The sequence below is a fragment of the Neisseria shayeganii 871 genome (genome assembly GCF_000226875.1).
Classification (GTDB): Bacteria; Pseudomonadota; Gammaproteobacteria; order Burkholderiales; family Neisseriaceae; genus Eikenella; species Eikenella shayeganii.
The window spans coordinates 887602-900617 of the sequence record NZ_JH164926.1 but is presented as its reverse complement, the minus strand read 5'-3'; the positions used below and the strand labels follow the sequence as shown (position 1 = coordinate 900617).

Below are 13016 nucleotides of genomic sequence, written 5' to 3'. Positions count from 1 at the left end.
TGAAACCCTTTCCGTTACCTTGATAAGGAACACCATGCCCGCCCTGAAAAATACCGCCCTCAGCCTGCTCGGCCTGCTGATTCTGCTGCTGCTGTGGCAGGCCGGCAGCAGCCTCTTGGCGCGCCAACTGCCCTTGGCCAACCTGCTTGCCCCTTTGCCCGCTGTGCAAAGCCTGCTCGACCTGCTGCTCGGCGGTCAGTTGCACGCCCATGTGTTCGCCAGCTTGAAACGGGTGGCCGTCGGCCTGTTGTGGGCCTTGGCCATCGGCATTCCGCTTGGTTTGCTGGTGGGGCAGTCGGCGTGGGCGGAAAAACTCAGTGGCACCGCTTTTCAGTTTTTGCGCATGATCTCGCCGCTGTCTTGGATGCCGGTGGTGGTGATGCTGTTCGGCATCGGCGACGCCCCGATTTATTTTCTGCTCGCCTTTGCCGCCGTATGGCCCATTTTGCTCAATACCGCTGTCGGCGTGAAGGCCATCAGCCCGCAATGGCTGATGCTCGGCGCCTCGCTTTCCGCCACCCGCAGCGAAATGCTGTGGCGCATCATGCTGCCTGCCGTGCTCGGCCACATTCTCACCGGCCTGCGCCTGGCCATTGGCGTGGTGTGGGTTGTGCTGGTGCCCTGCGAAATGCTCGGCGTCAACGAAGGCTTGGGCTACTTTATTCTCGACACCCGCGACCGCCTGGCCTACGCCGAACTGATGGCGGCCATCCTGCTCATCGGCCTGCTCGGCTGGCTGCTCGACAGCGCCACGCGCCGATTGCAACAACGCTGGGCGCACAGTTGATGACGCCCTTCGGCCCGGCTGGCTGACTGCGGGCCAACGGCCGCAAACCGAGAACAGGCTACCTGAAACCCCGCCATCCGGCAGCGGGTTTCAGGTAGCCTGATACCTTTGCAACCCCCATCTGCGGTGCATTGCTGCGTTGTGTGTTGATGCCCCAGGGGGGGACGGCTCACCCGCTTGCCCATCTATCTAATAGGCTTTCCCACAGGAATGCCCGGCGTTCACGCTCGCTGCGCTGCTGCGCTTTGAATGGCATCCACAGCTGGCGGTTTTGCGAAGGTCTCAGCCTGTTGCTTGGCGGTCCGCTTGGACAGCGCCGGACAAGCGGGTAAACTGAGCCGACCGATTGGACCAGCAGGAGGGCATGATGAAAGCGTTGCGTATATGGGCTGTTTGGGTTTTGGTGGCGGCTTTGGCGGGCTGTCAGGCGGCCGGTGACACCGTTGAGGTGTACCGCAGCGACGGCGCCCGCCAATGCGAAGGCGAGGGCATCGGTCTCGACGTCATGCAGCCGATGCTGGGCGGCATTCCGGTGTATGCCGCCCGCAAAGACCACGTGTATGCCGAGGTGTATCCGGAAGTGTGCGGCGCGCCGATGAGCAGCGTGAATGTGTACACCATCGACCGCGCCCACTGGCCGCAGGCTCAGGCGCAAGGATTTCTGTTGTTTCCGTCTGGGGACCAGCACTAAAGATTCGGTCGGATTATTCTGCATTGCAAAATTCAGTTTTTTTCTGCGGAACCTGATGCTATAATCGGTTCCGTTTTTTTGGCCGTATGCGCCCAGATCCTGTTCATCATCTTCTTGCGCCGGTATTTTTCGAGACCTAACTCGTGTCTATCGGATGGAAATACGCGCCAGATTGAACACAGGCAAGTTTGACCATGCTGCAGGCGCGGCTTTCGGCCGGATAGCGAAGCGGAAGCACGCCGGAATGGAGATTTTGAACAGGCTCTCAAGCTGCGCTACAATCCGCGAAACTACTTTCAGGTAGCCCATCAGAATAAAAACCTTTAAGGAAGAAAACCATGACCGAAACCATCGAACGCGACAGCATGCAGTACGATGTGGTGATTGTCGGTGCCGGCCCGGCCGGTTTGTCTACCGCCATCAAATTGAAACAACTGGCCGAAGCGGCCGGACGGGAAATCAGCGTGTGTGTGGTGGAAAAAGGCTCCGAAGTGGGCGCACACGTTTTGTCCGGTGCGGTGATCGACCCCAAATCGCTCACCGAACTGATTCCCAACTGGCAGGAACTCGGCGCCCCGCTTACCCGCCCGGTTACCGAAGACCGCTTCCTGATTCTGAGCGAAACCGGCTCGCGCCAAATGCCCACCCCGCCGAATTTTCAAAACCACGGCAACTACATCATCAGCCTGGGCATGCTGTGCCGCTGGCTGGCCGAGCAGGCCGAAGGCTTGGGCGTGGAAATCTACCCCGGCTTCGCCGCCGCCGAAGTGCTTTATCATGCTGACGGCAGCGTGAAAGGCATCGCCACCGGTGATATGGGCATCGGCAAAGACGGCGAACCCACAGCCGACTACGCCCCCGGCATGGAGCTGTGGGGCCGCCAAACCGTGTTTGCCGAAGGCTGCCGCGGCTCGCTGAGCAAACAGCTCATCAAACAGTTCGCCCTCGACAAAGACAGCCAGCCGCAAACTTACGGCATCGGCATTAAAGAATTGTGGGAAGTCGATCCCGCCCAATCCAAACCGGGCACCGTCACCCACACCGCCGGCTGGCCGATGGACAACCACACCTACGGCGGCTCCTTTCTCTACCACTTGGACGACAACAAAGTGGCGGTCGGCTTCGTGGTGGGGCTGGATTATCAAAACCCCTATCTGTCGCCGTTTGAAGAATTCCAACGTTTCAAAACCCACCCCGATATCCGCCCGATTTTCGAAGGCGGCCGCCGCATTGCCTACGGCGCGCGCGCTTTGGTGGAAGGCGGCCTGCAGTCGCTGCCCAAACTCACCTTCCCCGGCGGCGTATTGGTGGGCGATGCCGCCGGCTTCCTGAATGTGCCGCGCATCAAAGGTTCCCACGCCGCAATCAAATCCGGCATGTTGGCCGCCGAAGCCGTGTTCGGCGTGTTGGACGAAGTGGAAGAAGCGGAAACTTCCGGCAAAGAAGCCGCTGCCTACACCGCCTTGTTCCAAAATTCCTGGCTGCACGACGAGTTGCACCGCGCGCGCAATATCCGCCCAGCCTTCAAATGGGGCTTGTGGCCGGCCATGATTTACGGCGCCATCGACACCTATCTGTTTAAAGGCAATGCGCCGTGGACCCTGAAGCACCACGGCACCGACCATGCCAGCCTGAAGCCGGCCGCCCAATGCCAGCCGATCGCCTACCCGAAACCGGACGGCAAAGTGTCTTTCGACCGCCTCAGCAGCGTGTTCCTGTCGGCCACCAACCACGAGGAAAACCAACCGGCCCACTTGAAGCTGACCCGCCCCGAAGTGGCCATCGAAACCAATCTGAAAACCTACGCCAGCCCGGAAACCCGCTATTGTCCGGCCGGGGTGTATGAAATCGTGGAAGAGGAAAGCGGCCCGCGCCTGCAGATCAACGCGCAAAACTGCGTACACTGCAAAACTTGCGACATCAAAGACCCCACCCAAAACATCACTTGGACCTGCCCCGAAGGCAGCGGCGGCCCCAATTACGCCGAGATGTAGGCAACAGAGAGGCAAGTGGGGGCAAAGGTTTCCGATTCCGGCCCGCCCCATGCAACAGGCTACCTGAAACACTGCTTGACGCAGGTTTCAGGTAGCCTGTTTTGTGTTGACCCTTGGCTGCCGCGCGCTTTATTGCAGGGGCAGGGCGGCTTTGGCGGCGGCCACCACATCGCTGCCGAACAAGGCGTTGACGTCGGTTTCGTCAAACACATACTGCTCGCCGCAAAAATCGCAGTCTATGCCCACGCTGCCTTGCTCGGCCACCACGCTGCCGACTTCCTGACCGCCCAGCAAAAGCAGCATATCGCTTACCTTGCCGCGCGAGCAGGTGCAGGCGAATTCGATGTTTTCCGGCGGAAACACGCGCGGCGGGGTTTCGTGGAACAGGCGGTAGAGCAGGTGGGGGGCGTCGAGATCGGTGAGTTCGGCGGCGTTCACGGTGTCGGCCAGGGCGGTCACGTGCGCCCAAGCGTCTTCTGTCAGATTTTCTTCGGGCAGGCGCTGCAGCAGCAGGCCGCCCACATGGGTGGGGGAAGCGGCCAGCGAAATATGGGTTTCGAGCTGCTCGGAGCGCTGCATATAGCCGGTGAGCATATCGGCGATGCTGTCGCCTTCCAGCGGCACGATGCCCTGCCATTGTTCGCCGTCGTCGGGCTGGAGGGTGATGGCGAAAATGCCGTCGCCGCCGAGGAGGTCGGTGAGGCTGCGCCGGCCGCTGAGGTCGGCCTGTTCGTTCCAGCGCGCGGTGGCGCGGCAGGTGCGGCCGGAGGTGGCTTCGGCCACCAGCATTTTCAGGTCGCCGCGCCCCTGTACCTGCAGAATCAGGGTGCCTTCGAGTTTGAGATTGCTGGAGAGCAGGGCGGCGGCGGCCAGCAGTTCGCCCAAGGCGTTGCGGATGGGGTCGGGATAGTGTTTGCGCGCCACGATGTGTTGCCAGACCTCTTGCAGCCGGATGTGCAGGCCGCGCACGGGCATGTCGTCGAAAATAAAGCGGGTGCGGCAGTCGGCAGTGTGGGCGGGAGCGGGTGTGTTCATGAAAGGGCTTTCGGATGGTATCGGAATCAGCAGCCAATATGGTTCGCGGCGGCGAAATATCAAGATCTGCTGCGGGCGGTGGCGGCGGTTTTGCGGCTATAATGCGGCTTTCAGGTAGCCTGAGACCTTTGCAAAACCCCCAGATGTGGATGCAGTTCAAGGCGTAGCAGCGCAGCGAGCGTGAACGCCAGGAATCCCCGTGGGACAGACATATCATGAAGATAGGCAAGCGAGCGAGCAGCGCGCAACGCAGAAATGCGCCGCAGATGAGGGTTTTGCAAAGGTCTCAGCCTGTATGCCTTTGTGGGCACGGTTGAGGCTAGCTGACAGCCTGTTTTTATCTGTTTCGGGAGAATCCTGATGACCATTATCGTAACCGGCGCGGCCGGCTTTATCGGCAGTAATATCGTGCGTGCGCTGAACGAGCGCGGCATCCGCGACATTGTGGCGGTGGACAATTTCAGCCGGGCCGATAAATTCCGCAATCTGGTGCAGGCCGACATCGCCCATTATCTCGACAAACACGAATTCATCCGCATGGTGCGCGACCACAAATTCAGCGGCGACGACATCGAGGCGGTGTTCCACCAAGGCGCCTGCTCCGACACCATGTGCCACGACGGCGTGTATATGATGGACAACAACTACCAATACACGCTGGATCTTTTGGATTGGTGTCAGGACGAGCGCATCCGCCTGATTTACGCTTCTTCGGCCGCGGTGTACGGCAAGGGACAGGTGTTCCGCGAGGAGCGCGAGCTGGAAGCGCCTTTGAATGTGTACGGCTATTCCAAGTTTCTGTTCGACCAGATTCTGCGCCGCCGCATGGAGCAGGGCTTGGGCGAGCAGGTGGTAGGGCTGCGCTATTTCAATGTTTACGGCCGCCACGAGCAGCACAAAGGCCGCATGGCTTCGGTGGCCTTCCACCATTTCCACGAATACCGCGAGCACGGCCGGGTCACCCTGTTCGGCGCCTACGACGGCTACGGCAACGGCGAGCAGAGCCGCGATTTCATCAGCGTGGAAGACGTGGTGAAGGTGAATCTGTTTTTCTTCGACCGTCCTGAAAAAACCGGCATTTTCAACTGCGGCACCGGCCGCAGCCAGCCGTTCAACGATTTGGCCGCAGCCACCGTCAACGCCTGCCGCGCGGCCGAGGGCTTGCCGGAATTGGCTTTGGAAGAATTGGTGGCGCAGGGTTTGATTGTGTACCGCGATTTTCCGGATGCGCTCAAAGGCAAATACCAGAGCTTTACCCAGGCCGACATTTCCGCCCTGCGCGATGCGGGTTATCAGGAGGAATTCGACGATGTGGCCACCGGCGTAAAACGCTATGTGGCTTGGTTGGCCGAGCAGGATTGAGGGTTTGCCGCTGTATTTTCAGGTAGCCTGCGGGCTACCTGAAACTATTCAAGGTATCGAAATATATAAAAAGTAGAAAGCCTGTTTCAGGCTATCTGAAAGTATGGAGGCGCGGTGCTGTGGAGAAATCGAGTTATGTGCTGCTGAATATTTTCCTGTTGTTGTTTTGGGCTTTGTTGGCTTTTCTGTCGCCTTCTTATCTCAGCCCACTTCGCCAAGAGCCTTTGTTGTTCAGGGAAGTGGTGTTACACCATCATGGCGGTAAAAAATCGATGGTGTATTTTGAAGCGGACGCTCAGAAATATTTTATGCTCTGTCGGAATTTTGAGGATCAAAACAGTCGCAATTTTTGCGAGCGGCCGTTTCCGCTACATGCCCGTGAAATTGAAGTCGATTTGCTGCAGAAAGGTCTGTACAGAAGCTCTGCGCATACCGTCATCATCAAGAAGATACGATTTGCCGAGGCGGGAGAGCCTGATTTTTCTTTACCGCAGGTGGCATACGACGGCGCTTTTGCGTATGAGTTCAACGCACATTATGGGGTCAGGACGGTTATGTTGCTTTCCTTTCTCGGGCTTTATGGCGTTTACAGATACCGGAGTAAGCGTAGCGCGGGTCAGATTGAAAACAACTGGCAGAGATGACTCTGCCAGTTTTGATTGGTGATCCCTATGCCGCCGCTTTTTCTGCCGGCGGGGCGCTGCCGTTTTGCTTGCGCCGCAAATACACCTGTTTGCGCACGCGGGCCACCACTTCGCCTTGGCTGTCGATGACTTCGTTTTCAAACCAGTGCAGCACTTTGCCGCCGTCGGCGGCGCGCGCCAACAGCTCGGCCAGCACGGCGTCGTCGAGGCGGAATTCCACCGCCACCGTGCCGCGGCCGGGCTTGACGAATTCGATTTCCGCCGCTTTGTCCCACACGATGTAGCCGCGGGGTAGGGCGTGCAGAATCAGCAGCATCCAGAAGGGGTCGGTCATGGCAAACAGGCTGCCGCCGAAATGGGTGCCAACGTAGTTGCGGTTCCACCATTTCTGGCGCAGCTCGATGCGGGCGCTGCGCCAGTTGCGGCTCATGTCGGTGACGCGGATGCCGGTGAACAAAAAGGGCGGCCAGAGGTTCATGGCCAGTTTCATGGTTCGCGGGGTCATTTTCATGTGGCGGGCTACCTGAAAATCTGTTGGCGGTAGGGTGAAAATAGAAATACCGCTTTCGCTGCGGCGAAAGCGGTATCGGAGCACGGCTTTAGTTTTTGTCTTGGTCTACCAGTTTGTTTTTGGCAATCCAAGGCATCATGCTGCGCAGTTGGGCGCCGACTTTTTCGATTTGGTGGTCGGCGTTCAAACGGCGGCGGGCGGTCATGCTGGCGTAGTTGGTGTTGCCTTCCTGAATGAACATTTTGGCGTATTCGCCGCTTTGGATGCGGTAGAGCGCTTTTTTCATCGCTTCTTTGGTGGCGGGGGTGATCACTTCCGGGCCGGTTACGTATTCGCCGTATTCGGCATTGTTGGAAATGGAGTAGTTCATGTTGGCGATGCCGCCTTCGTACATCAAGTCCACAATCAGTTTCAGCTCGTGCAGGCATTCGAAGTAGGCCATTTCGGGGGCGTAGCCGGCTTCCACCAGGGTTTCGAAGCCGCATTTCACCAGCTCGACCGCGCCGCCGCACAAAACGGCCTGTTCGCCGAAGAGGTCGGTTTCGGTTTCTTCACGGAAGTTGGTTTCGATCACGCCGCCTTTGGTGCCGCCGTTGGCTGCGGCGTAAGAGAGGGCGATGTCGCGGGCTTTGCCGGAGTTGTCTTGGTAAACGGCGATCAGGGAGGGCACGCCGCCGCCTTTGAGGTATTCGCTGCGCACGGTGTGGCCGGGGCCTTTGGGGGCCACCATGATCACATCTACGTTTTTGGCGGGAACGATTTGGTTGTAATGTACGTTGAAGCCGTGGGCGAAGGCCAAAACGGCGCCGTCTTTCAGGTTGTTGTGGATTTCGGCGTTGTAAACGGCGGGCGCGCTTTCGTCGGGCAGAAGAATCATCACCACGTCGGCGGCTTTGGTGGCTTCGGCCACGCTGCGTACATCGAAGCCGGCTGCTTGGGCTTTGTTCCAGGAGCCGCCTTGGCGCAGGCCGATTACCACATTGACGCCTGAGTCTTTCAGGTTGGCGGCGTGGGCGTGACCTTGCGAGCCGTAGCCGATGATGGCCACGGTTTTGCCTTTGATCAGGGAGAGGTCGGAGTCTTTATCGTAAAACACTTGCATGGAACGTTCCTTCATAAACAGTTAGATAAAATCGGTGAAATCTCGCGGCACACGGGCGGGCTGTTGGCGGCGCGGCGGCAGGCTGCGGGTGGCGCCGGCCGCACGGTCACGTTGCCGTAAAGTGCGGCATACTACCTGAAATTTGCAGCCTTGGCAGCTTATTTGGACAAAAAAATTTTGCTTGCTTTGGGTTTGCTTGGGTAGCGGTAAAAATTTGGACAGATTGTCTTATTTGCTTGTGCAGAACATGGGGAGAGGCTACCTGAAAAGCGGTGTGCCGCCGGCATGGGGCGCGGGGCGGAAAGGGTTTATAATGCGGCCTTTTCCGGATGATCCCCGTATAGGTGTGCGTGATGACGCTCCAACAAGAACTCGGCTTGTTTCTGCTGCCCGCCGGCGTGTTTCTGATGTGTTTTGCCGCGCTGTGGCAGATGTATGTGATGATGACCGAAAGCTATACCCTCAACCGCTTTAAAGACAAACAGCTGGTGTGGGCGGTCACGCTGCTGTTTTTCACTTTCAGCATAGGCGTGTATTGGCTGTGCCCGAATGCACGCAAAAAAGGCATTTTGTTTTTTATTCTCGGTGTGGGCGGTGTGGTGTGTTATGTCTTGGGAAGGATGTGGCTGCCGTTTGCCAAATAAGCATGCAGGCTACCTGAAACGGAAAAACCGCTTTCAGGTAGCCTGTGCTGATGAAGGCTTAGCAGAATAACCATCGCCAAAACCATCTGCGGCATGTGCTCAGACAGCCGCACTGTTTTGTTGAAAGAACAATACTGTGTATCCGATTTCAGAACCTTACCGCAGCGGCCGGCTGGCCGTGTCCGACCTTCATCAAATTTATTGGGAAGAATCCAGCAACCCGCAGGGCCTGCCGGTGATTTTTCTGCACGGCGGCCCCGGAGCGGGCGCCTCGCCCAAAGCGCGCGGTTTTTTCAACCCCGCCGCCTACCGCGTGGTCATCATCGACCAGCGCGGCTGCGGCCGTTCGCTGCCTTATGCCGAAACGCGCGACAACACCACTTGGGATTTGGTGGCCGACATTGAAAAAGTGCGCAAGATGCTGGGCATCGAGCGCTGGCTGGTGTTCGGCGGTTCTTGGGGCAGCACGCTGGCGCTGGCTTATGCGCAAACCCATCCCGAGCGGGTGCGCGGCCTGATTTTGCGCGGCATTTTCTTGGGCCGGCCCAGCGAAATCCGTTGGCTGAACGAAGCCGGCGGCGCGGAATACATTTATCCCGAGCAATGGCAGCATTACCTTGCTCCCGTGCCCGAAGCAAAGCGCGGCAATATGGTGCAGGCCTACCACGAGATGCTGTTCGGCCCGGATCGCGCCCAAGCGCTGCGGGCGGCGAAGGCCTGGGCCGAATGGGAAAACTGGCTGGTGCAGTTTGATCCGCAGCCGGTGGCAGAAGATGCCGAGCAGGCTTTGGCGATTGCACGCATCGAAAACCATTATTTCGTCCACGGCTGTTGGTTGGACAACGATAAGGCCTTGCTGGCGAATGTGGACAAAATCCGCCATCTGCCCACCGTGATTGTGCAGGGCCGTTACGACATCTGCACGCCGATGCACAGCGCTTGGGCGTTGAAGCAGGCGTTTCCCGAAGCCGATTTGCGCATTGTGCAGGGCGGTCATGCCGCGTTTGAAGGCGAAGTGGCCCAAGGTTTGGTGCAGGCGGCGGATGAGTTTGCCCGCCTGTTGGCTACCTGAAAAGGCACCGGCCATTGGTTATTGCCGCGATGCTTGGATTGGCAGTAAGGTATGGGGCTGTCCTGGATCACTAGGACAGCCCCAAAAATATACCATACACGGCATTGACCTAAAGTCTGAGACCTTTGCAAAACCGCCATCTACGGCGTATTTCTGCGTTGTGCGTTTATGCCCTATGGGTACTGCCCGCTCGCTTAGCCTTGTAGATGATAGGTCTGTCCCGCGGGGATTCCTGGCGTTCAAACTCGCTGCGCTGCTACGCCTTGAAATGCATCCACATCTGGAGGTTTTGCCAAGGTTTCAGGCTACCTGAACGCGTTTCAGCCCGCTTGCGGCGCTTCGCCAAACACGGCTTGCCACAGTGATTTCACAGCGGCGTAGTGGGCGCGCAGGCTGTCGTCCACTTCCAGCCGTTCGGTGTCGCGCAGTTTTTTGTTGTGTTGGATTTGGCGGTAGTGGCGGTAGGCGCGGCGGCAGGCTTCGGCCAGATCGGCATCGATTAAGCCGCGTTCGGCGGCCATGCTCAAGAGGGCGATGTTGCCGTAGTTTTCCAGCAGCTCCGGGCAGCGGCGGCTTTGCGCGAGCACCAGATACTGCACGATAAACTCCACGTCCACCACGCCGCCGCGCGCGTATTTGACGTCGCCTTCCTGCGGCGGGTGGGTGGGGAACATTTTTTCGCGCATGGCGATGATGTCGCGGCGCAGGGCGGCTTCGTCGCGCTCGGCGGTGAGGATGCGGCGACGGATGGCTTCGAAGGCGTGGCCGATGGTTTCGTCGCCGCAGACAAAGCGGGCGCGGGTGAGCGCTTGGTGTTCCCAAGTCCAGGCCTGCTGTTGTTGGTATTTGTCGAAGGCGGCGAGGGTATGCACCAGAAAGCCGCTGTCGCCGTTGGGGCGCAGGCGCAAATCGGTGTCGTAGAGGGTGCCGGCGCCGGTGCTGCCGGACAGCCAGGTGGTGAGGCGGCGCGCCAGTTTGGCGTAGATTTCGGCGGCGTCGGGGTGGGGGTCGTCGTAGAGATAGACCAGATCGAGGTCGGAGGCGTAACCCAGCTCTTTGCCGCCGAGCTTGCCGTAGCCGATGACGGCAAAGCGCGAGTGTTCGGCATGGGCTTTGGGCATGTCGCGCCAGGCGTGGTGCAGGGTGTGGCGCAGAATCAGGTCGGCCAAGCGCGAGAGTTCGTCGCTCAGGGCTTCTACCGTCCAGCGGCCGGCCAAGTCCTGCACGGCCAAACGGAAGGTTTGCGCGTGCTGGAAGCGGCGCAGTACGTCCATTTTGCTTTCGGTGTCGTCGCAGGCATTCAGGCTACCTGAAAGCTCGGCGTCGAGGGCCGGCCAGTCTAAAGGCGCCATCAGTTGCGCCGACAGCAATTCGTCGAGCAGCACCGGATGGCGTTGCAGATAGTCGGCCAGCCAGGCGCTCTGGCTCATCAGTTCCGCCATGCGCCGCACTTCGGCGGGGTATTGCTGCAAAAAGGCCAAATAAGAAGAGCGGCGGCTGATGGTGTCGAGAAAGTCGAGCAGGCGGAACAGGGTGTCGTCGGGGTGCGGGCAGGCGGCGGCGGCTTCGATCAGCGCCGGCACCACGGCGTCGAAACGCGGCTGGGCGGTGGCGGAAAGGTGGCGGTAGCGGCTGCCGTGGCGGATGTGCGCCAGGCGGGCGGCCACCGCTGCGGCATCGAAACCCAGCGCCTGCAATTGCGCCTGCTGTTCGGCGCTGCTGCCGCCGTCGCGCCACAGCGGCGCGAGCGGGTGTTCGTCGGCGCTGCGTGCATCGGGCTCGCTCAGAATATGGGCAAACAGGCTGTTGACGCGGCTGCGGTGCTGCTGCAGGCTACCTGAAAAGGCGGCGTAATCGGCAAAGCCCATGCTTTCGGCCAGCAATTGCTGTTGTTCGGCGGCGGCGGGTAGGGTTTGCGTTTGCTGGTCGTCCCAATATTGCAGCCGGTGTTCCACATCGCGCAAAAAGCGGTAGGCGGCGAGCAAGTCGGCCACCGCCTGCGAGGGCAGCAAGCCGATTTCGCCGAGCTTGAGCAGGGTTTCCTGCGTGCCTTTGAGCTGCAGGCTGCGGTTTTGGCCGCCGCGGATCATCTGGAAAATCTGGGCGATAAACTCCACTTCGCGGATGCCGCCGGCGCCGAGCTTGATGTTGTCGGCCAGCCCTTTGTTGCTCACTTCCTGGCGGATTTGCCGGTGCAGGCCGCGCATGGCTTCGTAGGCCTGGTAATCGAGGTATTTGCGGAACACAAACGGGCGCACCAGGGCTTTGAGGTCGTTGGCATACGGCGTCACCACCCGCCCTTTGCACCAGGCATAGCGCTCCCATTCGCGCCCCTGCTGCACCAAATACTGCTCCAGCGCCGATTCGCTCAACACCAGGGGGCCGCTGTCGCCGTCGGGGCGCAAACGCATGTCGATGCGGAACACCTGGCCTTCGTCGCTGATGTCGTGCAACAGCGCAATCAGCTTCTGCCCCACCTTGGTAAAAAATTCCTGATTGCTTCGCTCGCGTTTGCCGTCGGTGTGGCCGTTTTCGGGGAAGATGAAAATCAGGTCGAGGTCGGAGGAGACATTGAGCTCGAAGCCGCCAGCCTTGCCCATGGCCACCACGCTCAAATGCTGCGCCGCGCCGCTGTAGCGCCCGTGCGGGGTGCCGTAGAGGCCGACATAATGGGCATGGGCAAATTCGAGGGCGGTGTTGACGGCGAAATCGGCAAACAGGGTGATGCTGCGGGTGACTTCGGCCAAATCGGCCCGCCGCGCCAAATCGCGCGCCATAATCTGCGCCACCACATGCCGGCGCAGGCGGCGCAGTTCGCGTGCCAGCCCGGTTTCGTCGCCCGAGGCCTGCATCTCGGCCCATGGGGCGAAAGCAGCGAAGTCGGTGTCGTCCAAAGGCCGCTCCAGCCAGGGCAGCAGAATCTCGGTTTGCAGGCGCTGGTGGTCGAGCTGGCGGCCAAGCCAGGGCGAAAAACGGCGGGCGGCGGCAAGGGCGGGGTGCATGGCGGCAATCCTGAATGAAGGGAAGCGGGCATTATAGTCGTCAAAGCCTGCTTGGGGGGCGAATACGCATACAGGCTGAGACCTTTGCAAAATTCGTTCTCACCCAGCATCCGAAACCGTAGCCTATGGTTTCGGATATTTTCATCGCTTTTTGGCCAAACTTCCCTGTTCT

Annotated in this window: 11 protein-coding genes and 1 pseudogene; 8 read left to right on the top strand and 4 right to left on the bottom strand. The window is 59.6% G+C overall.

What is annotated here, in order from left to right; genetic code table 11:
• Positions 1 to 34: 34 nt before the first annotated feature.
• From HMPREF9371_RS04135 to HMPREF9371_RS04125, 3 genes are all read left to right on the top strand, one after another.
• Positions 35 to 787: an ABC transporter permease gene (locus HMPREF9371_RS04135; RefSeq protein WP_040660141.1), complete on the top strand. Its 753-nt coding sequence runs from the start codon at positions 35 to 37 to the stop codon at positions 785 to 787.
• Between the two features lie 364 nt (positions 788 to 1151).
• Positions 1152 to 1478, top strand: coding sequence for a hypothetical protein (locus HMPREF9371_RS04130; RefSeq protein WP_156786988.1), 327 nt, complete (start codon positions 1152 to 1154; stop codon positions 1476 to 1478).
• Positions 1479 to 1816: 338 nt separating this feature from the next.
• Positions 1817 to 3472, top strand: a complete 1656-nt coding sequence (locus HMPREF9371_RS04125; RefSeq protein WP_009118666.1) for an electron transfer flavoprotein-ubiquinone oxidoreductase — start codon at positions 1817 to 1819, stop codon at positions 3470 to 3472.
• A gap of 129 nt (positions 3473 to 3601) precedes the next feature.
• On the opposite strand, the gene hslO is transcribed toward HMPREF9371_RS04125, so the two are convergent.
• On the bottom strand, positions 3602 to 4507 hold the full coding sequence (hslO, locus tag HMPREF9371_RS04120; RefSeq protein WP_009118665.1) for an Hsp33 family molecular chaperone HslO: 906 nt from the start codon (positions 4505 to 4507) through the stop codon (positions 3602 to 3604).
• Between the two features lie 360 nt (positions 4508 to 4867).
• On the opposite strand from hslO, the gene rfaD reads away from it, so the two are divergent.
• Positions 4868 to 5869, top strand: a complete 1002-nt coding sequence (gene rfaD / locus HMPREF9371_RS04115) for an ADP-glyceromanno-heptose 6-epimerase (protein WP_009118663.1) — start codon at positions 4868 to 4870, stop codon at positions 5867 to 5869.
• Between the two features lie 119 nt (positions 5870 to 5988).
• Positions 5989 to 6513, top strand: a complete 525-nt coding sequence (locus HMPREF9371_RS04110) for a hypothetical protein (protein WP_009118662.1) — start codon at positions 5989 to 5991, stop codon at positions 6511 to 6513.
• Positions 6514 to 6538: 25 nt separating this feature from the next.
• Here the strand turns inward: HMPREF9371_RS04110 and HMPREF9371_RS04105 are convergent, their stop codons facing one another.
• Both HMPREF9371_RS04105 and ilvC read right to left on the bottom strand, forming a co-directional pair.
• On the bottom strand, positions 6539 to 7024 hold the full coding sequence (locus HMPREF9371_RS04105) for a DUF4442 domain-containing protein (protein ID WP_232203073.1): 486 nt from the start codon (positions 7022 to 7024) through the stop codon (positions 6539 to 6541).
• Positions 7025 to 7112: 88 nt separating this feature from the next.
• Positions 7113 to 8126, bottom strand: coding sequence for a ketol-acid reductoisomerase (gene ilvC / locus HMPREF9371_RS04100; protein ID WP_040660135.1), 1014 nt, complete (start codon positions 8124 to 8126; stop codon positions 7113 to 7115).
• Between the two features lie 353 nt (positions 8127 to 8479).
• On the opposite strand from ilvC, the gene HMPREF9371_RS04095 reads away from it, so the two are divergent.
• The 3 genes and pseudogenes from HMPREF9371_RS04095 to HMPREF9371_RS13175 all read left to right on the top strand — a co-directional run bounded on the left by HMPREF9371_RS04095 (position 8480) and on the right by HMPREF9371_RS13175 (position 10155).
• A complete protein-coding gene (locus tag HMPREF9371_RS04095) occupies positions 8480 to 8770 on the top strand; it encodes a hypothetical protein (protein ID WP_009118659.1) in 291 nt (96 codons plus the stop codon).
• Positions 8771 to 8906: 136 nt separating this feature from the next.
• The gene (gene pip, locus HMPREF9371_RS04090; protein ID WP_009118657.1) at positions 8907 to 9842 is read left to right on the top strand and encodes a prolyl aminopeptidase; all 936 of its coding nucleotides are present in this window, start codon (positions 8907 to 8909) and stop codon (positions 9840 to 9842) included.
• 125 nt (positions 9843 to 9967) lie between these two features.
• Positions 9968 to 10155 (top strand): annotated as a pseudogene (locus HMPREF9371_RS13175) (ATP-dependent exonuclease).
• Between the two features lie 7 nt (positions 10156 to 10162).
• Here the strand turns inward: HMPREF9371_RS13175 and glnE are convergent.
• Entirely contained in the window at positions 10163 to 12844 is a 2682-nt protein-coding gene (glnE, locus tag HMPREF9371_RS04085; protein ID WP_009118656.1) for a bifunctional [glutamate--ammonia ligase]-adenylyl-L-tyrosine phosphorylase/[glutamate--ammonia-ligase] adenylyltransferase, read from the bottom strand.
• Between the last annotated feature and the right edge of the window lie 172 nt (positions 12845 to 13016).